Annotated in this window: 16 protein-coding genes; 13 read left to right on the forward strand and 3 right to left on the reverse strand. The window is 70.8% G+C overall.

What is annotated here, in order from left to right:
- Nucleotides 1-105 precede the first annotated feature (105 nt).
- From ACTMSW_RS20170 to ACTMSW_RS20230, 13 genes are all read left to right on the forward strand, one after another.
- Nucleotides 106-1,002 carry a phytanoyl-CoA dioxygenase family protein gene (locus tag ACTMSW_RS20170; protein ID WP_441182182.1) on the forward strand — a complete coding sequence of 299 codons (897 nt, stop codon included), beginning with the start codon at nucleotides 106-108 and terminating at the stop codon, nucleotides 1,000-1,002.
- A gap of 358 nt (nucleotides 1,003-1,360) precedes the next feature.
- Complete coding sequence (locus ACTMSW_RS20175; protein WP_441182183.1) at nucleotides 1,361-2,695, forward strand: right-handed parallel beta-helix repeat-containing protein; 1,335 nt, start codon at nucleotides 1,361-1,363, stop codon at nucleotides 2,693-2,695.
- 134 nt (nucleotides 2,696-2,829) lie between these two features.
- Nucleotides 2,830-4,107, forward strand: coding sequence for an ABC transporter substrate-binding protein (locus ACTMSW_RS20180; protein ID WP_441182184.1), 1,278 nt, complete (start codon nucleotides 2,830-2,832; stop codon nucleotides 4,105-4,107).
- Nucleotides 4,108-4,169: 62 nt separating this feature from the next.
- Nucleotides 4,170-5,162, forward strand: a complete 993-nt coding sequence (locus ACTMSW_RS20185; RefSeq protein ID WP_441182185.1) for a carbohydrate ABC transporter permease — start codon at nucleotides 4,170-4,172, stop codon at nucleotides 5,160-5,162.
- Nucleotides 5,159-6,010 carry a carbohydrate ABC transporter permease gene (locus ACTMSW_RS20190; protein WP_441182186.1) on the forward strand — a complete coding sequence of 284 codons (852 nt, stop codon included), beginning with the start codon at nucleotides 5,159-5,161 and terminating at the stop codon, nucleotides 6,008-6,010. Before ACTMSW_RS20185 ends, ACTMSW_RS20190 begins: the two co-directional genes overlap by 4 nt.
- Nucleotides 6,007-8,187 carry an alpha-galactosidase gene (locus ACTMSW_RS20195; protein WP_441182187.1) on the forward strand — a complete coding sequence of 727 codons (2,181 nt, stop codon included), beginning with the start codon at nucleotides 6,007-6,009 and terminating at the stop codon, nucleotides 8,185-8,187. Before ACTMSW_RS20190 ends, ACTMSW_RS20195 begins: the two co-directional genes overlap by 4 nt.
- Nucleotides 8,184-10,436 carry an endo-1,4-beta-xylanase gene (locus ACTMSW_RS20200; protein WP_441182188.1) on the forward strand — a complete coding sequence of 751 codons (2,253 nt, stop codon included), beginning with the start codon at nucleotides 8,184-8,186 and terminating at the stop codon, nucleotides 10,434-10,436. The genes ACTMSW_RS20195 and ACTMSW_RS20200 overlap by 4 nt, the downstream gene beginning before the upstream one ends.
- The gene (locus ACTMSW_RS20205) at nucleotides 10,433-11,629 is read left to right on the forward strand and encodes a glycoside hydrolase 5 family protein (RefSeq protein ID WP_441182189.1); all 1,197 of its coding nucleotides are present in this window, start codon (nucleotides 10,433-10,435) and stop codon (nucleotides 11,627-11,629) included. The genes ACTMSW_RS20200 and ACTMSW_RS20205 overlap by 4 nt, the downstream gene beginning before the upstream one ends.
- 130 nt (nucleotides 11,630-11,759) lie before the next feature.
- On the forward strand, nucleotides 11,760-12,137 hold the full coding sequence (locus ACTMSW_RS20210) for a nuclear transport factor 2 family protein (protein ID WP_441182190.1): 378 nt from the start codon (nucleotides 11,760-11,762) through the stop codon (nucleotides 12,135-12,137).
- Nucleotides 12,138-12,383: 246 nt separating this feature from the next.
- Nucleotides 12,384-14,633, forward strand: a complete 2,250-nt coding sequence (locus ACTMSW_RS20215) for an ADP-ribosylglycohydrolase family protein (protein ID WP_441182191.1) — start codon at nucleotides 12,384-12,386, stop codon at nucleotides 14,631-14,633.
- Nucleotides 14,634-14,866: 233 nt separating this feature from the next.
- The gene (locus ACTMSW_RS20220; protein WP_441182192.1) at nucleotides 14,867-15,688 is read left to right on the forward strand and encodes a calcium-binding protein; all 822 of its coding nucleotides are present in this window, start codon (nucleotides 14,867-14,869) and stop codon (nucleotides 15,686-15,688) included.
- Nucleotides 15,689-15,743: 55 nt separating this feature from the next.
- On the forward strand, nucleotides 15,744-16,556 hold the full coding sequence (locus ACTMSW_RS20225; RefSeq protein ID WP_441182193.1) for a calcium-binding protein: 813 nt from the start codon (nucleotides 15,744-15,746) through the stop codon (nucleotides 16,554-16,556).
- A 208-nt stretch (nucleotides 16,557-16,764) separates the two neighbouring features.
- Entirely contained in the window at nucleotides 16,765-17,976 is a 1,212-nt protein-coding gene (locus ACTMSW_RS20230; protein WP_441182194.1) for a PP2C family protein-serine/threonine phosphatase, read from the forward strand.
- 33 nt (nucleotides 17,977-18,009) lie between these two features.
- Here ACTMSW_RS20230 and ACTMSW_RS20235 read toward each other — a convergent pair whose 3' ends face one another.
- The 3 genes from ACTMSW_RS20235 to ACTMSW_RS20245 form a co-directional block, all read right to left on the reverse strand.
- Entirely contained in the window at nucleotides 18,010-19,416 is a 1,407-nt protein-coding gene (locus tag ACTMSW_RS20235; protein ID WP_441182195.1) for an MFS transporter, read from the reverse strand.
- A 384-nt stretch (nucleotides 19,417-19,800) separates the two neighbouring features.
- Nucleotides 19,801-20,997, reverse strand: a complete 1,197-nt coding sequence (locus ACTMSW_RS20240; RefSeq protein ID WP_441182196.1) for an erythromycin esterase family protein — start codon at nucleotides 20,995-20,997, stop codon at nucleotides 19,801-19,803.
- Nucleotides 20,998-21,108: 111 nt separating this feature from the next.
- Entirely contained in the window at nucleotides 21,109-22,923 is a 1,815-nt protein-coding gene (locus tag ACTMSW_RS20245) for a TIGR03767 family metallophosphoesterase (protein WP_441182197.1), read from the reverse strand.
- Nucleotides 22,924-22,988 lie beyond the last annotated feature (65 nt).

Consider the following 22,988-nt stretch of genomic DNA (forward strand, 5'->3'; position numbering starts at 1 on the left):
GAACATCCGGGAAAGAGTGATGATCTGCGGCGAAGATTTACCTGTCGTCTCAGCATACGCTCCCAATATGAAACATCATTGAGTCAGCGGACGGCGGAGGACGGCATGTCATACTGCTTGACCGACGACGATGTCCGACTCTTCGACGATCAGGGTTTCCTGATACTGCGCGGCCGAATTCCCACCTCGCTGGTGAACCGCCTACGCGATGCTGCGCAGAATTGGGTCACCGCCGGGCGCGCCGAGTCGACGGACGAATCACAACGATCCGATTACCAGTTCGTCGACCGTTCCGGGAGCAGGTCGTTGTTCCGGGTCGACTACCTGCACGCGAAGGGCGAGGTGGCGTCCCTCGAACTGCTCGGGGCACCGGAACTGCTGGGCATCGCCGAGAGCCTCGCCGGACCGGCCTTCGTGCCGACCTACGAGTCCCTGGTCTTCAAGGAGGAGGGCGACGGCGCCCCCATCCCCTGGCACCAGGACGCCGTCCACCCCCGCAACCATCGCATCTTCAACATCGACGTCTACCTCGACGAGTCCCGGCGGGACGAGGGGGCGCTACGGGTGCTGCCCGGCAGCCAGCGGCGGGCGGCCGACGTCTGCGCGCTCACCGAGGCGTACGGGTGGGAGGTCCCCGGGGCGGTGGTGGTCGAGCTCCAGCCCGGGGACGTGCTGGTGCACGACGTCATGCTCGTGCACGGCTCGGCGCCGGTCACCGGTAACCGACTCCGCCGCACGATCTACTACGAGTTCCGGCCGGCGGAGCAGATCCTGGCGGAGGGGCCGTGGGACGCCGGCTGGGTGCAGCGACGGCTGCGACTCATCCCCCTCGCCCTGGCCGAGGACGCCCGCCGCAACCCGGGCCGACCGGGTTTCTCCTGGCGCATACCGGACCGGCTGCGCCCCGCACCGACCGGCGACGCGGCCAGCGAGTTGCGGATCGCCCACACGTCCCACACCCCCGGATCGCACTGCAGTGCCGGGGACGTGCCCGTCGCCTGACCGGATCGTCCATGCCGCGCCACCGGTTCCGGCACTGCGTGACCATGACACGAGACGATGGGAGAGAGCGTCGACGGCGCAATTCTGGACGCCCCCGCAACGGCGCCATTCCTGAGGCCCGCCGGCTGATGTCCCCTGCAATTTGTCCGCGATTCTCGCCGAAGATTCTCTTGACATTTGTTACATCGATATTGGTCATTATATGGTAACGTCCTCGAAACATACTACGGAGCACGCGATGAGCACCGGGTTACGTCCTTCACTCGCCGTTCACGATTCAACTGGCTCCGTGGTGACCCTTCGGCCGCGCCACGACTCCGCGATCACCGCGGGCGCGGTCCGCATCGAGGAGGAAACCATGCGACGAATCCAGGTGTACGGCACCGTGTCGGCCGTGGCGGCACTGGTCGCCGTGTCGGGTGGGACGGCTCAGGCCGCCGCGCCGGCGCGACCGACGACGTTCTACGTGAGCGGAACCGGCTCCGACGCCAACAACGGACTGTCGCCCGCGTCGCCGCTGCGGACCATCCAGCGAGCGGCGAACCTGACCAGGCCGGGCGACACCGTGAACATCATGAACGGTACGTACGGCGACACGTCGACCGAGGGCGTCGTCCAGATCACCCGTTCCGGCTCACCCGGAAGAGCGATCACCTACCAGGCCATGCCCGGTCACCGGCCGATCCTCAAGCCGGTGACCGGGTGGAACGGCATCGTGCTGATCGGCGCCTCCCACATCACCATCCAGGGCCTGGAGATCAAGGGGGACAGCGACAACATCACCCTGGCGGAGGCCAGGGCGGGCGCCAGCGCGGAACGGCCGAGATTCAACACCAACTGCATCAACGCGAGGGAGGACCGGGTCACCGGAGCGCTCTCGCACCACCTGATCATCCGCAACAACCACCTGCACAAGTGCCCGGGCGCGGGCATCGGCGTCCTCTACTCCGACCACGTCCTCATCGAGAACAACCGGGTCCACTCCACGTCCTGGTACAACGTCTTCGCCACCAGCGGAATCTCCGTCTACGAGCCGATCGACGTCGCGCCGCCCGCGCCCGGCCAGACGTACAAGATCGTCATCAGGAACAACATCTCGTACGACAACGAGAACCTCGTCGAGTGGATCGCCTGCGGGTGCATCTCCGACGGCAACGGCATCATCGTCGACGACACGAAGCACCAGCAGAGCGGCGGCCGCCCCTACACCGGGCGGACCCTGGTGGCCAACAACATCGTGTTCGACAACGGTGGATCGGGGATCCACTCCTACCTGAGCAGGGACGTCGACATCGTCCACAACACGGCGTACCTGAACTCACGCAGCCCGGTGCTGAGCAATCCCAACATCGGCGCCTGGGACAGCACCAATGTGAACATCCTGAACAACATCTCCTACGCCCGCCCGGGCAAGGCCACGAACTTCACCTGGCGGAACGTCAACGTCCGGCACGACTACAACATCTACTACGGCGGCCTGGCACCGCAGGTGAAGGGGCCCCGGGACGTGATCGCCGATCCGCGGTTCGTCAGCCCGAGCACCGACCCGGCGAGGGCCAACTTCTGGCTGCGACCGACGTCGCCGGCGATCGACAGCGGCACCTACCTCGGCATGGTGCGGAACGACTACTTCGGAACCGGGCGGCCGCAGGGCGCCGCCCACGACCGGGGCGCCCTCGAATTCGTCCGGTGACGCGAGCGGCGGGCGCCTGCCGAGGTCAGGCGCCCGCACACCGCGCACGCGCGCTCGGACAGCCCCGGCGATCCACGCCCGGAAGAGCGAGACCGTCATACGCGACGCCGTATGGCCAGTGAATCGGAGGATGCATGTTCACCATTCGATCCCGTTTCGTCGGCACGCTGGCCGCAGGTCTGGTCGGCACCCTGGCCCTCACCGCCTGCGCCGGCACCAACGGCGGTGCGGGGGACTCCTCCGACGGCAAGGTGACGCTACGGGTGAGCTACTGGGGCGACTTCGGGCTGGACGATCTCGTTCCCCGGTACACCGCGGCCCATCCCGACGTCACCATCCAGCTCAACTCCGGTGACTACAGCCAGCAGCAGGAGGACCTGCAGAAGTTCCTCGTCGCCGGATCGGGCGCCCCCGACATCGCGGCCGTCGACGAGAGCACCGTGGTGCAGTTCCGCAATCAGGCCTCGAAGTTCGTCAACCTGCTCGACAAGGGCGCGGGCCAGTACGAGGACGACTACCTGCCGTGGAAGTGGCAGCAGACCCGGTCGCCGGAGGGGCGGCAGATCGGCCTGGGCACCGACATCGGTGGGCAGGCCATCTGCTACCGCGCCGACCTGTTCCGGGCCGCCGGGCTGCCGACCGACCGCGGCCAGGTGTCGACCCTCTGGCGCACCTGGGACGACTTCCTGGCCGCCGGCAAGCGGTACCGGCAAGGCTCCGGCGGGAAGAAGTTCGTCGACGGCGCCGGTCTGTTCCTGGAGACGGTCATCCGCCAGCAGCCCGTCGGCTACTTCACCCCCGACGAGAAACTGGCCATGGACGGCGGCCCCCGAGTCGGATGGGACCTCGCCACCACGCTGGTCTCCGAGGGGCTCTCGGCGAACCTGCAGCCGTTCACCCCGGAGTGGAACGCCGCGATGAAGAACGGGACGTTCGCGGTGCTGACCTGCCCGGCGTGGATGCAGGCCTACATCCAGGGGCAGGCGCCGGACACCAGAGGCAAGTGGGACATCGCCTACCCACCCGGGGGCGCCGGGAACCTGGGCGGCTCCTTCTGGACCATCCCCGCTCAGGGCAAGCACGTCGACGAGGCGTACCGGTTCCTCGAGTGGCTGATCCAGCCGGAACAGCAGATCGCCATCTTCAAGAAGGCGGGCAACCTGCCCTCACAGCCGGCGCTCTACGACGATCCGGCGATCCGCGACTTCACCAATCCGTTCTTCAACGACGCGCCGGTGGGCCGGATCTTCCCGGAGGCCGCCAGAAAGGTCGTTCCCCAGTACCAGGGCAGGCTCACCGACAAGGTCCGCACCGCGGTGTCGAACGTGTTGGACCAGGTCCAGCAGGGCAGGATCAGCGGCCCGGCGGCGTGGGCGAAGGCGAGATCGGAAGCGGAGCGGGCCGCCCGCTGACCCGCCGCATCCCGGGCGTCTCCCGTTGTCCTTCTCGACCCCGCGCCGATTGAGGAGCCCGCATGCCCGCCACCCCCATCACGGCAGTACGACGGCCCGTGACGCACCGCGCCCCGCCGCCGACGCACCCCCGTCGGCCGGGGTGGCGGGACCGGCTCAGCCGGTGGGACATCCGGTACACGCCGTACCTGCTCATCGCGCCGTTCTTCGTGCTCTTCGGCCTGTTCGGAGTCTTCCCACTGGTCTACAACGCCGTCGTCTCCCTACGGACCTGGCGCCTGGACGACCCGACCCGCGACGGCTGGGCCGGTCTGGACAACTACACGACGATCCTGGCCGACGACCGGTTCTGGAACGCCATGGTGAACACCGTCGGGATCTTCCTGCTCTCGTCGGTGCCGCAGCTGTTCCTCGCGCTCCTGCTGGCGGCGCTGCTCAACCGCCGCCTGCGGCTGCGTACCGGGCTGCGCATGGGGGTGCTGCTGCCCTACGTCACCCCGATCACCGCCTCGACGCTCGTGTTCGGCGCGTTGTTCGCCCAGCAGTTCGGTCTGGTCAACAGCGGACTGTCCGGCATCGGCCTGGAGCCTGTCGACTTCCGGGCCGAGAAGTGGTCCTCCTGGCTGGCGATCGCGACGATGGTCAACTGGCGCTACGTCGGCTACAACGCGCTGATCTACCTCGCGGCCATGCAGGCCGTGCCGAAGAGCCTCTACGAGGCGGCCGCCCTGGACGGTGCGAGCCCCTGGCAGCAGTTGTGGCGGATCACCGTGCCGGTGATCCGGCCCGCGGTCCTCTTCACCATCATCCTGTCCACCATCGGCGGCATGCAGCTGTTCACCGAGCCGCTGCTGTTCGACACGCAGCCGCGGGAGGCCACCGGCGGGTCCGACGGCCAGTTCCAGACCATCGCGATGCTCATCTACCGCACCGGCTGGAAGGAACTCGACCTGGGCCGGGCAGCCGCGATGTCGTGGGTGCTCTTCCTCGTCATCGTGCTGCTGGCGGCCGTCAACAGCGTACTGACCAACCGCCTCAGCGGAGGACGCCGATGACCACCACCAGTCGCCCCTCCTCGGCCAACCCGGCCGGACCGCTCACCTACACGCTGCTCGTCCTCGTGCTGCTCATGTCCGCCTTCCCCCTCTACTGGATGTTCGTCGTCGGGTCGAGCAGCGAGGAGCAGGTCTTCCAGATCCCGCCCTCGGTGGTGCCGCGGGACAACTTCGCCGACAACGCCCACGCCGTCTTCGCCGCGGACAACGTCTTCTTCATCGCCTCCCTGCTCAACAGCCTGGTGGTGGCGCTGGTCGTCACCGCGTCGGTGCTGGTCCTCAGCTCCCTGGCCGGGTTCGCGTTCGCCAAGCTGCGCTTCCGGGGACGCACCCCGCTTCTGCTGTTCGTCGTCCTGACCATGACCGTGCCCAGTCAGCTCGGCGTCGTGGCGCTGTACATCCTGATGGGCCGCCTCGGACTCAACGGCACCCTGCCGGCGGTCATCCTCCCCGGTCTCGTCACCGCGTTCGGCGTGTTCTACATGCGCCAGTTCATCGTGGCGGCGATCCCCGACGAACTGGTCGAGTGCGCCCGCGTCGACGGGGCCTCCACCGTCCGCATCTTCGCCAGTGTGGTCGTCCCCGCGCTGCGTCCCGCGCTGGGCGTGCTCGGCCTGTTCACCTTCACCGCCACCTGGAACGACTTCCAGTGGCCGCTCATCACGCTGAGCGGTTCCCGGTATCCCACGGTGCAGGTGGCCCTGTCCAACCTCGCCTCCGGCCAGTTCGTCGTCTACTCCCGCCTGCTCGCCGGCGCGCTGCTGGCGACCCTCCCGCTGGTCATCGTCTTCGTCGTCGCCGGCAAGCAGATCGTCGCCGGCATCATGGAAGGGGCGGTCAAGTCGTGAGGTGCCCCCGTGGCCGGCAGTGGCGGCTCCAGACCGCGCACACCACCTACGCCGTCAGCCTCGCTCTCGACGACAGCGCCCTCGTGTCGGACTACTGGGGGCCCACGGTCCGGGAGCCGGTCAGCTCCTGGACGCCCGGGGTGCTGCCCCCGTTCGAGACGGTCGCCGACGTCGCGCCGATCGAGTACGCCACCGACGGCACCCGGCACATCCACCAGTGCGAGATGCGTCTCGACCGGGGCGACGGCTGGTTCGGCGCCGCGTGGGCACACGTCGGCGACGAGGTGCGTCGGGAGGACGACCGGGTCGAACTGGTGGTCACCTTCGACGACCACGCCGGGACCCTGCGCCTGGTGCAGCACGTCCGCGTCAGTTCCGGCCACGACGTGGTGGAACGATGGATCGAGATCATCAACCGGGGCACCTCCACCGTACGGCTGCACCGGGTGTTCAGCGGCGGATGGACGGTGCCGGGCGCGGGCGGCGTGCGGGTTCGCTACCTCGGCGGGGCCTGGGGGCAGGAGTTCCGCGAGCACCAGGTCGACCTGGCGCTGGGCAGTCTCACCATCGGCAGCCGGCAGGGGGTGACCGGCCACCTGTTCGCACCGGCCGTGACCGTCACGCCGATGGCGGGCGGACCGCCCGGCGCCTGGGGGACCCAGCTCGCCTGGAGCGGGTCCTGGCGGGCCGTCGTCGAGGCGGCACCGTACGGCGACCGGGCGCGGATCTCGATGGGCGTGGACGACGACACCGTCACCGTGGTCCTCGACCCGGGCCGGACCTTCGTCACCCCGGCGACCCTCGGCGTCCACAGCCAGGACGGCGTCGACGGCGTGGCGCGGGCCTGGCACCGCTACCAACGGCAGGCCCTCGCCCGGTCCACCGACGCGTACCACCACCCGGTGGTCTACAACTCCTGGTTCGCCACCGAGTTCGACGTCAACGCCCGCCATCAGCTCGCCCTCGCCGACGTGGCCGCCGAGATCGGCGCCGAGGTGTTCGTGCTCGACGACGGGTGGTTCGCCGGCCGTAAGGACGACACCGGTGGACTCGGTGACTGGCGCGTGGACACCGAGAAGTTCCCCGACGGCCTGGAGGAACTCGCCGACGGAGTGATCGCCCGCGGCCTGCGCTTCGGTCTGTGGATCGAACCCGAGATGGTCAGTCCGGGCAGCGACCTGTTCCGTCGGCACCCCGACTGGATCTACCGGTCACCGGACCGTACGCCGCTGCTCTCCCGCAACCAGTACGTCCTGGACCTCGGACTGCCGCAGGTGCGCCACTGGATCGCCGGCACGGTGGGTGACCTGCTGGCGCGCTACCCGATCACCTACCTGAAGTGGGACATGAACCGCCCGATCACCGACGGGGGACGCCCGGGCGACCCGGCGGGCGGCGAGTGGCCGCTGCAGCACACGGCCGCCTTCCACCAGCTGCTGCGGATGCTCCGGGAGGACTTCCCGCACGTCACCGTCGAGGTGTGCTCGGGCGGGGGAGGGCGCGTCGACGCCGCCGTGCTCGGCCTGTCGGACCTGGTCTGGCCCACCGACGAGGTGGGGGCACGGGACCTGCTGGAGATCCAGCACGGCTTCCTGCGGGCGTTCCCACCGCACATCATGAACTCGCTGGTCTCCGGGCTGCCCGGCATGCGCACCAAGACGCCGGCCTCACTCGGTTACGGGTTCGTGGTGGCGATGTCCGGTGTGCTCGGCGTCGGGGCGGACCTGCTGTCGTGGGACGCCGAGCAGCGCCGCCAGGCTGCCCGCTTCATCGCCCTGTACCGGGAACTGCGGCCGCTGCTGCAGTTCGGCGAGCTGACCGTGCACGGCTCACCGTCGGACCACCCGTACGCCCGGGAGTTCTCCGGTGGCCCGGACCCCGACGGGCGGGTCTGCGTCCTGGTGTGGGACACGGCTGGTCGGCGTGCCGCCCACCCCCGCGACGGCGGCAACCAGATCCGTCAGGACTGGCGCGTCTTCCCGAAGACGCTCGATCCGGCCCGCACCTACCGGGTGCGCGGCACCGGCTCGGTCGCACCGGGGTCGGTGCTGGCGTCCCAGGGGGTGGAGATCGGTTGGTCCCACGCCCCGGACGCCGACGTGCTGATCTTCGATCCCGTCTCCGGTCACCGCTCTTCCGCGGAGACCGAACTCCCGAAAGGACAGGTGACGGCGTGACGCCGACCCTCCCGACCCCTCCCTGCCGGCAGCGAGCCTCGTCGCGCCGGCGGCTGTCCCTCGTCGCCGTCGGAGCCGCCGCACTGGTGGCCCTGGGCGGGCTCCCCGCCGTGGCCGCGCCGCCGAGCGCCGCGCCTCCCGGCGGGCCCACCCTGCGCGACCTCGCCGACAGCCGTGGGCTGCGCATCGGCGCCGCGGTGGACGCCGACCCCGTGCTCGCCGCCGACGTCCCCTACATCACGACCCTCACCGACCAGTACAACCACGCCACCACCGCGAACGCGCTCAAGTGGGACCACCTCCGGCCGACCCGCGGCTCCTGGAACTTCCGGGAGGCCGACGCGATCGTCGAGTTGGCCCTGGCCCGGGGCATGACGGTGCAGGGGCACACGCTGGTCTGGCACCACCAGCGGGCGAGCTGGGTCAACGCGATCAGCAGCGAGGCCGAGGCACGCGCGGTGCTCGAGGAACACATCAAGACCGTGGTCGGCCGGTACCGGGGCCGGATCAAGGTCTGGGACGTCGTCAACGAGGCCACGGGCGACAACGGCAACCGCCGCTCGACCAGCGAGTCGGTGTGGGAACGGCTGATCGGCCCGGAGTACGTCGAGCTGGCTTTCCGCTGGGCCCACGAGGCCGACCCGGACGCCGTCCTGCAGTACAACGACTACGGCTCCGAGGAGATGAGCCTCAAGGCGAACGCCGTTTACGCCCTCGTGAAGGACCTGCGGGCGCGAGGCGTGCCCGTGCACGCGGTGGGCTGGCAACTGCACGCGAAGTACGGCTGGCGGATCACCGACGCCCACTGGCGTAACGCGAATCGTCTGGCCGCGCTGGGCGTGCAGCTGTCGATCACCGAGTTCGACTACGGACTTCCCGTGCCGGTCACCGCGGGGAAGCTGGCCGACCAGGCCCGCGCCTACCGCGAGGTGGCCGAGTTCTGCGTGGCGCAGCCCGCCTGCGCCTCGCTGACCACCTGGGGATTCACCGACGAGCACTCCTGGATACCCGGCGAGCGCCCGGACCACGACGCGGGGCTGCCCTTCGACCGCGCCTACGGCGCCAAGCCGGCCTTCCACGCCCTGCGAGACGCGCTCGGCGCCGTGGCGACCACCGCGCCGACCGCCCCGCGCATCCTCGACGCGGTGGGCGCCGACGGGCGGGTCACGCTCGGCTGGCGGGGCGTACCCGGCGCCGAGCGATACACCGTCCGCTACGGCACCTCGCCGACGCGGCTCACCGGCACCGTCATCGTCGGCCGTGCCACCGGCCACACGGTCACCGGGCTGGCCGACCACACCGCCCACCACTTCAGCGTGACCGCCGGCAACGCCCTCGGCGACGGGCCCGCCTCGGCCACCGCCACGGCGACACCGACGGCGGCCCGGGCCGGACGCCCGACCCTGGCCGTGGCCGCGACGGACACCCGGGCCCTGCTGCTGCGGTGGAGCCGCGCCTCCCACGCCACCGGCTACTCCGTGGAGTACGGCCGCGTCACCGACGGCGGCTTTCCCGTTCGCGTCGACGTCGGGAACCTCACCCGCTACCGGCTCACCGGCCTGACCGACGGCACCGCGTACCAGGTGCGAGTCATCGCCCACAACGGCAACGGCGACGGCCGACCGTCGGCGACGCGCACCGCCACACCGGCGCTGCCGAGCACCCCGCGGCTGCCCTCCGTCCAGGCGACCGGCACGGTCACCGTCGACGGTGTGCTCGACGAGGCCGACTGGCGGCTGGCGACCCCGGTCTCCGAGACCGTCCTCGGCACCACGGACAACACCGCGCGGGTGGGCTTCACCTGGGACGACACCTACCTGTACGTCGGTGTGGAGGTCACCGACGGCACCCTGCGCAGGGACTCGCACGACCCCTACGAGGATGACGGCGTCGAGATCCACCTCGACGGCGACGACGACCGGGCGCAGGCGTACAACCCGCTGACGGATCGGCACTTCTTCAAGCGTTGGAACGACCCCGGCCTGACGGAGGCCCGCGGCGACACCGCGGGGGTGCGGCACGCCTGGGCGCCGCGCCCCGGTGGGTACGCGGTGGAACTGGCCGTGCCGTGGACTTCCATCCAGGTACGCCCCGGCCGCGACACCACCCTCGGCATCGACGTGGCCGTCAACGACGACGACGACGGATACACCCGGGAGGGGCAGCAGGTGGCGTTCGGCACCGAGGCGAACTGGCAGGACCTCAGCGCGGTGGCGCAGCTGACGCACCTCGCGAGGGGTAGCAGGTGACCGAACGACCGGCGGCCGGGCCGCGCTTCGGGGCCAACTACGTGCCCAGCCGGAACTGGTGGCACTGCTGGCGGGACTGGGACACCGGCTCCATTCTGGAGGACCTGCGAGCCGTCGCCGGCCTCGGCCTGGACCACGTCCGCATCCAGCTGCTGTGGCCGGTGTTCCAGCCCGATCCCACGGCGGTCAGCCCGGCCGCCCTCGACCACCTCGGCGAGCTGCTGGACCTGGCCGACCGGCCCGACGTCGGCCTGGACGTCTCGGTCACCGTGCTCGACGGGTGGCTCAGTGGGTTCGTCTTCGCACCGGCCTGGCTCAAGGGCCGCAACATGATCACCGACGACGGTGTGGTGACCGCGGAACTGCGCCTGCTCGACGCCCTCGCCGCGACCATCGGCGGGCACCCCCGCTTCCTGGGCTTCGACCTGGGCAACGAACTGTCCGTCATCAACGGCGACGTCGCGCCGCACGATGGCGACCGGTGGGCCGCCCGGATGTTGGCGCACTGCGACCAGCTCGCGCCGGGGCGGCTGCACGTCAATGGTCACGACCACCAGCCGTGGTTCGAGGCTCGTACCTTCTCTCCGGCCGGAGCCGCCACCAGCGGCGCCGCCAGTGTCTTCCACACCTATCCGTTCTGGACCGGCGCGCTGGAGCGCTACGGAACCGACGGGACCGGCACGCGGCATCTGGGTGAGTACATGACCGAGTTGGTCGCCGCCCACGCGAGCGAGCCGCACCGGCCACGGTGGCTGCAGGAGTTCGGCGCATCGCCGGTGGAACGCCCGGCCGACTCCATCCCGGACTGGACCGAGTCCCTCGTACGCAACACGCTGTCGTCCGCCGACGTCTGGGGCTGCACCTGGTGGGGCAGTCACGACATCGACCGCCGGTTCACCGGCTTCCACGAGTACGAGTACGACCTGGGCCTGCTGACGGTCGACAACGAGGTGAAGCCGACCGGCGAGCGCCTGCGGGCACTCGTCGCCGAGTGGCGGGCGGCGCCCCCGCGGCCGCTCCGGCGTCGCATCGCACTGGTGCTCGACCATCCACACCGGGCCGGCCTGGAGTTCGCGGACCACTTCTTCGCCCTCGTCGACGAGGGCATCCGACCGGCGATCGTCACCCGGGACCGGGCCACCGACGCCGATCACCTGGCCGCTCGCGGCATCGACCACCTCGTCGGCCGTTGACGGGATCGGCTTCGGTGGCCGTGCGGCCAACAGGTCGAACACGTCAGCTCGGCAGAGGACCATGAGGACCAACCGCCACCGCGGCCGGCTGGCTGCTCGGCGGATGACCGGAAGGACCAGGAGGACCAGGATGCCCGACAGTGAACGTGCGGCCGAACTGCTGGACGCGGAGCGGCGCCTGCAGGCCGCGCAGCGGGCCGGGGACGTCACCGCGCTCGACGAACTGCTGGACGACCGACTGGTCGCCATCGGCCCCGACGGCGCCCGACACACCAAGCAGGACGACCTGTCGGCCCACCGGAGCCGGACCTCGATCATCGACACCCTCGTCGAGGAGGATCTGGAGCTGATCGTCGCGGGGGCGACCGGGGTGACGCTCTTTCTCGGTCGGGTGACCGGGGTGTTCGACGGTTCGCCCTTCGCGGCGAGGCTCCGGTACACCCGGACGTGGGTCCACGACGACGACCGTGGCTGGCGAATCCTCGCGGCGCACATCAGCGCGGCCTGAGCGCCGGTCCAGCCGGCCACCGCGCGTCCGACGGCGGCATGACTGTTTCCGCCACCTCGCATTTATGACATTCGCAACCTCTTGCGCAACCCCGAAATTGCTCTCGACAATATTCGTCACCGGTGCTCCGCAATCCCGGATCCGGGCGTGCCCGCCTCATGTCGGCGCTGCCCGTCGCGAGTGGAGGCCGTCACCGTCGGAGCGCGTTTTCAGAGCGCCCGCCCGTCCCACCATGGGGAGAATTCGATGAATCGATTGCGCCGAGGGTATGCGATCGCGGCGACCGCCGCGCTGCTCGCGTCGTCGTCCGTCGTCGTCGCCGCGTCGCCCGCGAGCGCCGCGGTGCCCGTCGACCGCGCCGCCTACACCGACAAGCTCCGGGCCATGTGGCTGGGCGAGGCCCTCGCCAACTGGACCGGGCTGACCACCGAGGGGCTCCGGTCGACCGCGCCGTTCTTCACCGACGCCGACTGGGGGACGCAACTGGGCGACGACAGGCGGATCGACTACGTCGTCCAGGACCCGTGGGGAGCCGACGACGACACCGACATCGAGTACGCCTACCTGCACGCCATGGCCAACACCTACCGGGACGTACGGCTGACCCCCGAGCAGATCTCCACCACCTGGCAGCGGCACATCAACCGCTTCATCTACGTGTCGAACCAGCGGGCGCGCACCCTGATGGGGGAGAAGGCGCTCCCACCGGTGACCGGGATGAACGTGGCCAACACCCATTCGCTGCGCATCGACGCGCAGCTCACCACGGAGTTCTTCGGCGCGTTGGCGCCCCGGATGCCGGAACAGGCGCTGCGCCTGTCCGAACTGCCGATCCGCACGACCGCCGACGGCTACGCGGCGCACGCCTCGCAGTTCTTCGTCCTCCTCTACTCACTGGCCTCGGCCGTGGACACCAGCGCACCACGGCGCGAGCAGGTGGTGTGGCTGACCCGCGAGGCCCGCAGGTACCTGCCGAACGGCTCCAAGAGCGCCGACGTCGTCGACTTCGTCCTGACGGACTTCCTGGCCAATCCCGACGTCGACGACTGGGAGTCCACCCGTGACAGGATCCACCAGCGCTACCAGGTGAAAGCGGACGAGAACGGGTTCGTCTACCGCGACTGGTACGAGTCCAGCGTCAACCTCGCCACCGGAGTGCTGGCGCTGCTCTACGGCCTCGGCGACTTCAAGCGCACCGTCCGCATCGGCACCCTCAGCGGATGGGACTCCGACAACCCGACGGCCACCCTCGGCGGGCTGCTCGGCCTGCTCTACGGCACGGCCGAGTTGCGGGCCCAGTTCCCCGACCGTGCCCTCTCCGACCGCTACCACAGCCGCCGGACACGCGACGCCGTTCCCGACTTCCTGCCCGGCGACCCGGCGGCGGAGGACACCTTCACGCTGATGGCGCAGCGGATGCTCCCCCTCGTGGACCAGGTCGTCCGCGAGGCGCGCGGCGGCGTGGCCGGCGGCACATGGAACATCCCGGACCGGGCGCCCGCACCGGCGCCGGGTGACCTGGTCTCCCTGGCGGCGGCCAACCCGCTGGTCGACCTGTACCGGCGCAGCGCCAACAACCAGGTCCGCAGGGCCGGCGGCACGGTGTGGGCCAACCTCGAACCGGCCGGCAGCACCGACGGCGGCGGCGTGTCGTACGCGTCGGCCATGGCCGACGGACGGGAGGCCGACTTCTCCGGCGTCGAGCCATCGCCGCACCAGGCCAGATACGTCTCGGCCCGCGGCACCGGCGGCAGGCAGACCTTCACGGTCACCTACGACCGGTGGGTCTGGGTCCACACGGTCCGGGTGATCGCCGGCGCCACGGCGGGGCTGCGGTCGGCGAGGGTGCAACTGCGCGGCACGGACGGCGTCTGGCGCGACGCGGCGAGCGGTTCGGTCTGGTCGCGTCCCCTGGAAGGGCGCCCGTACCAGCAGACCGACCTGCAGCTGGACCGGGCCGTGACGGCCACCGGCATCCGGTTGGTCGGCGATCTCGGCCCGAACGCCTACACGACGGTGGCTGAGCTGGACGCGTTGAGCGCCCCCGGGGCGGGCGCGACGACGGTCGTCGAGGCGGAGAGCCTGCTGCCCACGCTGCGCTCCACCGCCCCCGCCGACCGGCAGGAGAACTGCTGTGGCGTGGCCTGGTCGGCCGACGCGCAGATCCTGTTCCGCGCCGACTCGGTGGGGGACACCTTCTCCCTGACCTTCAACGCGCCCCGGGCCGGGCGGTACGACCTGGGCATCACGTACACCCGGGCCTGGGATTTCGGTACGCAGCGCACGCGTCTCGACGACCGGGACCTGGGTATCTTCGCCCACGGCCTGAGCGGGGCGGGCGGCGTGGACACGGTGCGCCGCGACCACGGTGTGGTGGACCTGGCCGCCGGCGCCCACACGCTCAGCTTCGAGGTGACGGGCAAGCCGACGTCCTCCCCGCGGTACGGGTTCGGGCTGGACGCGCTCGACCTCCGCTATCTCGGTCCGACCGACTGACCAGAGGGCAGAGTCCACTGCGGCACGAAGGCGTCGTCAATATGCGAACGCTTATAACTGCAGCACATGCCCATAGCGTCGGTTATCAACCGACTCGAAATTCATGAAGGCAACAATGGCGTCATCGGATAATTGTTTCCAGACCCTTGTCCGCACGGTCCCACGCCCCGAGCATCGTCGGTGACACCTTCGTTCTCCACCGGGTGTCCTCGATGTTCCAGGAGGGAACCACGATGTTTTCGAAACGCCGGTCCGCGCTGTTCGGCGTGGCGTTCAGCACGGCCGTTCTGGGGGTGCCCGCCGCGCCGGCGGCGGCCGCCGCTCTCGCCGACGGCAGCACGCTCGTCAACCGCACGGGCTCCGTACTCACCGTGACCGCAGGGGTCAACCGTGCCAACGACATCACGGTCCGGCTGGTGGGGGCCACGTACGTGATCACCGACCAGGTCGAAGGGGTCAGCGCCGGCGGGGCCTGCACCCTGGTCGGCGCGGAGGCCCGCTGCCCCGCCGCCGGGACCACCGAACTCGTCGTCAACGCCGGGAACCTCGACGATCGCGTCACCGTCGACACCGGTACGTCCGCCCCGGTCGGCGCGTCCCTGCACGGAGGTTCGGGCAACGACCGGCTGGTCGCCGGCGCCGGCAACGACACCCTCGACGGGGAGGAGGGCGTCGACACGCTGCTGGGCGGCGGCGGAAACGACACCGTCAACGGCGGCACGGGCGGCGACTCGGCGTTCGGCGGCGCGGGCAATGACAGCGTCGGCGGCCAGGAGGGAGCCGACTCGCTGCAGGGCGGCGACGGCAACGACGTGGTCGAGGGCGGCGGGGGAGCCGACCAGCTCGCCGGTGACGGCGGAGACGACCTGCTCGACGGTGGAGCCGGCAGGGACCGGGTGACCGGCGGCGTCGGCCGGGACACGCTGTTGGGCGGTGGCGGCGACGACGTCCTCGACGGGTTCGACGGGCTCGGCGGCAACGACCGGCTCTTCGGCGGTACGGGCACCGACACCTGCTTCGCCGACCCGGGTGATCCCGCCGACGAGTGCCCGTGACCCGGCCGGGAGCCCGCCTGACAACCGTCACACCGATCCACAGGGAGTTCGCGCCATGAATGCCAGGAACAAGATTCTCGTCGTGACGGCAACGGCTCTCCTCGGCCTCGGCCACGTGGTGGCGGCCGGTGGCCCGGCCGACGCCGTCGGCCGCAACCGCGGGCAGGAAACCGCACCGACGGTCGCCGCCGTGGAGGGCACCGTGGTGCGGCAGGTGGGCGACGCCGTCCTCGTCGACGCCCGGCCCGGGGTCGTCAACGAGATCCGCATCCGGCGGCAGGGGCAGAGTCTCGTCGTGTCCGACCAGGGAGACCGGGTGCTGGCGGTAGCGCCCTGCGTGGCCGACGGCGACCGGGCCGTCCGCTGTCCGCTGCCGGTGGCGCGCATCTCGGTGGAGAGCGCAGACCTGGACGACGACATCCGGGTCGCGCCGAACGTGGACATCGTCGGCACGCTGAGCGGCGGTAGCGGCGGAGACGTCATCGAGGGAGGCCCGAAGGACGACCGCATCGTCGGCGACCCTGCCGTGGCCGCCGCCGACGGTCGGTTCCTGGCCACACCCGGCAACGACACGATCATCGGCGGGCCGGGCAACGACACCCTCGACGGCCTCGCCGGCAACGACACCATCTCGGGTGGCCCGGGCAACGACACGCTGCTCGGCAACACCGGGAACGACACGCTGCGCGGTGAGAGCGGTAACGACACCCTCAACGCCGCTACGGGCAACGACAGCCTCGACGGCGGCACCGGCAACGACACCCTCGACGGAGTCGACGGCGTGGCGGCCAACGACTCCCTCGACGGGAACGTGGGCTTCGACACCTGCACCTCGGACGCCTTCGACCCCGTCGTCAACTGCCCCTGACCGCCCGACGCGGTCCCCACCCGCCTCGGCGGCGGGTGGGGACCGCGTCGTGTCGGTCGACCGCGCCGGGCGGCTGCAGCCGGTGCTGTCACCGGATGTTCGGCTCACCGCGGCCGACGGTCGAGCGGCTGATGGTGTCGAAACCGTCACGCGGTGGCAGTATCGGCGTCGGCCTCCTACGGTGGGGAGTCGCGGGGAGGTGGGGCTGGTGGACGCAGGACCTGCCGTGCGCTGGTTGCAGCTCGCCGCCTCCCGGGGCGGGCCGGAGGAACTGCCGTTGCTGGTGGCTCAGGCCGCGCCGACGATCGGCGCGACGCAACTCGTGATCTACCTGGCCGACTACACGCAGGCCCGCCTGGTGCCGATGCTCGGCAGCGGCCTCGTCCGGGACGAGCTGTCGATCGAGACGACCCTCGCCGGCCGGGCGTTCACCAGCCTCGACGTGCAACGCGCGACCGACGACCCGGACCGGATCTGGGTCCCCCTGCTGGTCGGCTGCGAGCGGATCGGTGTGCTGGAGGTCGTCTCAACGGCCGCGGGCGAGCAGGCCCTGGAGGGGACCGCGCGGGAGCTGGCGGTCAGCGTCGCCCAGGTACTGGTGAACCGCCGACCCTACGGCGACGTCGTCGAGCGCCTCCGGCGACGCCTTCCCATGCAGGTCGCGGCCGAGATCGTGTGGGGCCTGCTGCCGCCGCTGACCTTTGCGACGGACGACACGATGATCACCGCCATCCTCGAACCCTGTTACGACGTCGGCGGAGACATCTTCGACTACGCGCTCAACGGCGACGTGCTCAGCGTCGGGCTCTTCGACACCTGCGGGCACGGCATCAAGGCAAGCAGTCTGGCTTCACTGGTGGTCAGCAGCTACCGCAACGCCCGCCGTTGCGGGCTCGACCTCGTCGCGACGGCGAGCAGCATCGACAGGTGGGTGCGCTCGGAACATCCGGGCTACTTCGCGACCGCGCTGCTCGCCGAACTCGACCGTGTGACCGGCCGGCTCCGCATGATCAATGCCGGCCATCCCGGTGCGCTGCTGCTGCGTGACGGCAAGGCGATCCGGGAACTGCCGGGCCCGACCGCGTTGCCACTGGGCCTCGGTCACCTGTCGGCGCGCCGCCCGCAGGTGCACGAGGAGGACCTGCACCCGGGCGACCGCGTCCTGGCGTACACCGACGGGATCACCGACGCGCGTGGTACAGGTGGCCAGCGGTTCGGGGTGGACCGGCTCGTCGACTTCGTCAACCGCGCGCTCAACGACCGGTTGCCGACCCCGGAGACGATGCGTCGCCTGGTGCGTGCCGTCGTCGCGTACCAGGACGGCGAGCTCGACGACGACGCCACGGCGATCTTCCTGGAGTGGCGTCCGCCGCGTAGTCCTCTCGCCCTTCTGCACGACCTTCCGGCGACCGGCCCCTGATCCGAGCGGCGGGGTGGAGCCGGTCCTCCCGCGTCAGGAGCCGATGTCCCGGACGTGAGTGCCTGGCCGGCGCAGCCGGTGTCGACGCGTGCTCGCCGGGCGCCGCTGGCCCCGGCGGTTCCGGCCGGCTCTCCGCCGCATGGCCCGGCCCGGCCGGCGACGCCGGGACCGGTCGGCCGGGGCGCCCGCAGGCGGGGGCGCGGTCAGTTCGTCGAGGTCGCGCACGTGGCGCAGGGGAGAGAGCAGCAGCGGGATCGGTGCCAGGGTGAGGCCGACGCCGATGAGCAGGAGGGTCGGTCGGATGCCGATCGCCTGACCCAGAGCACCACCGAGCAGACCGCCGAGCGGTAGCGCGCCCATCACCAGGAATCGCATGCTCGCGTTGACCCGGCACAGCAACCGGGCCGGTACGACGGCCTGCCGGTAGGTGACCTGGGAGATGCCGTAGATGACCTGCCCGACTCCGCCGCCCACGACACCCGTGAGGAAGAACGCGGCGCCCCAGTTCGGGCCGGTCAGCGGGATCAGAAGGTGGAAGGGACTCGTCACCGCCAGTGAGAGCCAGATGATGCGGGCCGAGCCGACCCGACGTGCCAGGCGGGGGGCCAGGGTGGCGCCCAGGAGCGCGGCGACCGGAGCGGCGGACATCAGCATCCCGGCAGTACCGGGACCGAACCCCACGGTGTCGACCAGGAACAGGATGATCAACGCGGTGGCGGCCGTGAACAGCAGGTTGGACGCGGCGCTGGTGGCGGCGACCGCGCGCAGGACCGGATTGCGGAGGACGACGGCGAAGCCCTCGCGGGCCTGGGACACCGTCCCGGACCGCCGGGTGAGCCGTCGCGTCGGCTCCCTGGCCCTGATCCTGGCCAGGCAGGCGGCGCTGACCAGGAAGCTCACCGCGTCGACCAGCAACGTGTTCGTCGCGCCCACCAGTTGGGTGAGCCATCCGCCCAGACCGGGGCCGGCGACCTGCCCGGAGGACCGGACGACCTCCACGGCGGAGTTGCCCTGCAACAGATCCTTCCGGTTCAGCAGGGTCGGCAGGTAGGACTGATGGCCGATGTCGAAGAGCACCCGCATCACCCCCAGCACCGCCGCCATCGCCATCAGCAGCGGCAGGGTGAGCTGCGACAGCGCGGCCGCCACGGTGACGGTCACCAGCGCGGCGCACCGGACCAGGTCGGTCACGATCAGCACCGGTCGGAGCCGCCGCCCGTCCAACCAGACCCCGGCCGGTACGCCGACCAGCAGGAATGCGGCGTTCTGGACAGCGACCAGGGCACCGAGCTGCAACGGCGTGGCGTCCAGGAGCAGGATCGCGATCAGTGGGAAGACGACCGCGGTCACATCGGTGCCCAGCTGGGTGACCGTCTGACCCGCGATCAGAAGCCGAAAGTCGGTGGACCGCCAGGGTTCGTCCCGGGTCCGAGCCGTCATGTGCGCCCCCGAACATGCCATGAACTGCCATGTCGTGTGTCTGACGACCGCGCGGCGGAGGACGGCCGGCCCTGACCGCGGTCGGACACCGCACAGGGGTAATCGTCGGCTCGTCCCTGCCGCACAGGTGGGTTCGGCGCGCCATGGCCATTCGGGAGCGGGTGCGCGCCCCCGACTCCGAGTGCCGCCCGGCCGCCTCGGAAAACACGTACGGGCGACTCGACACCGATCATCGGGTGTCGCCCTCGGTCAGAGGCTAGCCCAGCAGCTCCGGCCTCCGTCGCGATACCGCACTTCACGGCCGGCAACCCCGCACACACGCGTGGGACACGAGGTCGCCGGCCGTGAGGTCGCCGCCGACGAGCCGGGCTGGACGCCGGGCGGCTAGCTCGGCGGGCAGTCCTTGACGAACACGAGCCCGTCGGTGTCGGCCAGGTGGGCCGGGTCCAGCGGGGCGTAGCCGAACCAGGGGGACACACGGGGCGTCACGTCACCGACGATGGCGGCCAGCCGGCGCACGTCGACGACGTACCGGTCCCGCGGAAGCGCGTACAGGAGTCCTTCGACGGTGTCCGGGGGTGGGGTCTGCACATCGTGGTGGCGGATCGTGCCGAGAGCCGTGGCCAGGAAGGCGTACCCCGCGCCGAGCCGGGCGTCGACTATCGCCCCGGCACTCCACCATTCCAGCAGCTGACCGCCCATCCGCATGCTGCTCCTGTTCCGCTGGAGGTGGGCGTTGTGGGCGTGCACCAGCGTCGGACCCCGCTGGACGAGAGCGAGCAGATTGGCGGCCATCATCGAGTCCCGCAGTGCGCAGAGCCGCACGAGACGGCTCTGCGACGTGTCGGCCATCCAGAAGTGGTACCGCAGCAGCCCGACGGCGGTACGGCCGTACAGGCGTGCCCGGTCCCAGTCCTCCGGCGAGGACGCCGCGACCAGGTGTGGCGTCTGCGTGTCGAGCAGGGTCACCAGGTCGTCGGCCAGCAGCCGCAGCTCCCGGGCCTCGGGCGTCCGCCCCACCGACCGGGACGGCTCCCACATCGCGGCGTGATCGGTCCACCGGTCGTCGGCGCCGAGCAGGCGGTCGAGTGTCTGCGCGGTGCAGGGCAGCAGGTCGGTGTCGACCCGGGCGGCGAGGTAGTCGTGCAGTGCGGTGAGGGACTGCCGAGGGCTCGCGGCCTCGGTCGTCTCCAGCGGGCCGTCGAAACCGGCGAAACGCAGGCGTTCCGACACGGGCCGGCCGTCGTTGTACGCACGCATCCAGCGCACCAGCTCACGGTTGGCCGCCGAGGCGCCCCACCCGTGGCTGAATCCGCGTGCCATGACCTCGTCGAGGGTGCCCGCCCCCGAGGTGACGTAGTCGTCCACGACCAGGCCCATCATGCAGTCGCTCTCGATGGCGATCGTCCGGTAGCCCTCCTGGTCGACGAGTTGCCGGAAGAGGTCGTTCCGCACGTCGAGCAGTACGTCCTCGCCGTGGGTGGGCTCACCGAGGGCGAGCAGTCGTGGTCGGGTCGGGAGCAGGCCCATGACGGTGGTGGCGTCGACGGCATGGGCGGCAGTGGTGACAGCAGCAGTCATTCCCTCAACGGTATCGTTGAATCGACGGTGGAGACTTTCCGGCGATATTGGTCGCACACGGCGATGAAACCCTCAAGACGATGGTCGGCCGAGGGTTGGCGGCTCGCCGGCTCATCGGGCCGCACCACCGCCGGCCAGGGCGGAGGCCTGACCCCTCCCGTGGGAGCGGGGCCGCGCCGCCGCCAACGGCGACGGGATGAGCAGTTCGACGTTGCGGTCCGGCAGCTCGCCACGCCGGCTGTCGGTCCGGCCCTGCCAGTCGTTCGCCGACAGCTCCCGGGAGAGCGCGGCGAGGGCGGTGGTGCCGGAGAGCCCGCCCGTGGCGACCGGTCCGGCGTGGTCGACGACCGTGCAGAACGCGGAGAGCGTGCCGTCGAGGTTGTCGACCAGCTCGATGATCCGCGACTGCTCGGGCCAGTCGATGTGGGCGGCGGTGTTGACCTCCCAGAAGCCGCCGCCGACGGCCGCACCGGCCGGGCGCGCGTGGGGCAGTACCTCGTTGCGGTGGGTGTGCCCGTTGACCCAGAGGATGACGTTGGGGTACCGCAGCAGCAGGGCGCGGACCTGCTCCCCACCGATCCGGTCGCTGCCGGCCGGCACGTTGTCCATGCTGTCGATCGTGTGGTGGCTGTAGATCACCACGTACCTGTCGGCCCGACCCGGCCGGCAGACCACCTCGCCCGACCGTGACAGCCAGCGGCTGCTCGCCCTCTGCAGGTGCTGCTCCAGCCAGGCGTACTGGGCCGGGTCGATCGAGCCGTTCGGCCCGCCGGCGCTGTTCACCGTGTCCAGGACGATGTTGCGGACCCGGCCGGCGTCGAAGGTGTAGTACGCGGTGGCGTCCGCGATGTTCCTCCGGGTGAAGCCGTGCCCGACCGGCGTGCCGGTCGTGGCGAAGTGTTCGGTCACGGTGGTGGCCCGGTCCACGATCCGTCGGGCGGGGTCGGGGGTCACGACACGGCGCCCGCCGGAGGAGAGCATCAGGGCCACCGCGGCCGGGTCCTGGGCGAGCAGCCCGAGGATGAACTGGATCTGCGCCGGAATCGGCGCCGCGAGGATCGACGGTGGCAGGCTGGTCAGCTTCAACGGGCCGGTGGCCAGCTGTTGCAGCAGCGGCGAGGCGGGCACGTTGCCCTGGACCAGTCCGTCGTGGTTGCCGTAGACCGAGTACCACGGCACGCCGATCCCGGCCGCCTGGAACGGGGCGCGGGCGGCGTCCAGCAGGCCCGGCACGACGGGGAGACCGTGGACGGAGGTGGCCTGGCCGAAGCCCGTCTCGGGGTGCCAGTAGTAGGCGTCCGGAGCGGCGTCGTCGGCCACGCCCTCGTACCGCGTCGGGTCGCCGGAGTCGGGCCGGACCGTGCCACCGTCGAGCAGGTCGATGTACCAGCGCAGCTCGTTGTGCTGACAGTTGTCGGTGTTGTCGCCCGTGACGACCGCGAACCGCACCGGAGCTCCGGTGAACGGACCCCGGCGCACCCGCCGCACCTGTCGGACCATGGCGTCGCCCACCTGGGCGCTGAGCAGCTCCTGCGGTCGGTACGCGCTGGTCAGGTCATCCAGGCCGGGCAGGCTGCCGTACCGGTCGAAGAACTCGAAGCGCCCGGGTGACTGCACGTCGAGCACGTGCAGGTCGCTCAGCTGCGCGAAGCAGGTCAACACCCGGCCGGCGGAGCCCGCCCGCGCGCGCGGAACCCCGCCGAGGTCGGCGCGGACCATCAACGGCTCGCCCTCGGCGAACCGCAGCCGGGCGTAACCGCCGGTGCCCGGTGCGCCGCGGACGATGGTGCGCTCCAGGGTGGTACCCGCGGTGCGGGGAGCGGGCCTGGCGAAGGCCGGACCGGGTGGGAACGGGGACAGGCCGAGGGCGGCGGTTCCGGCGCCGCCGACCATCCCGGTGAGTATCGCTCTCCTGCTGATCGGCATCAGGCTCTCCCAGCTGTCGCAGCGCCACGGGCGGCGCCGACTCCTGGAAGAACGATCACCCTCGA

Origin of the sequence: Micromonospora sp. BQ11 (assembly GCF_052068135.1) — a bacterium.
Lineage (GTDB): Bacteria > Actinomycetota > Actinomycetes > Mycobacteriales > Micromonosporaceae > Micromonospora.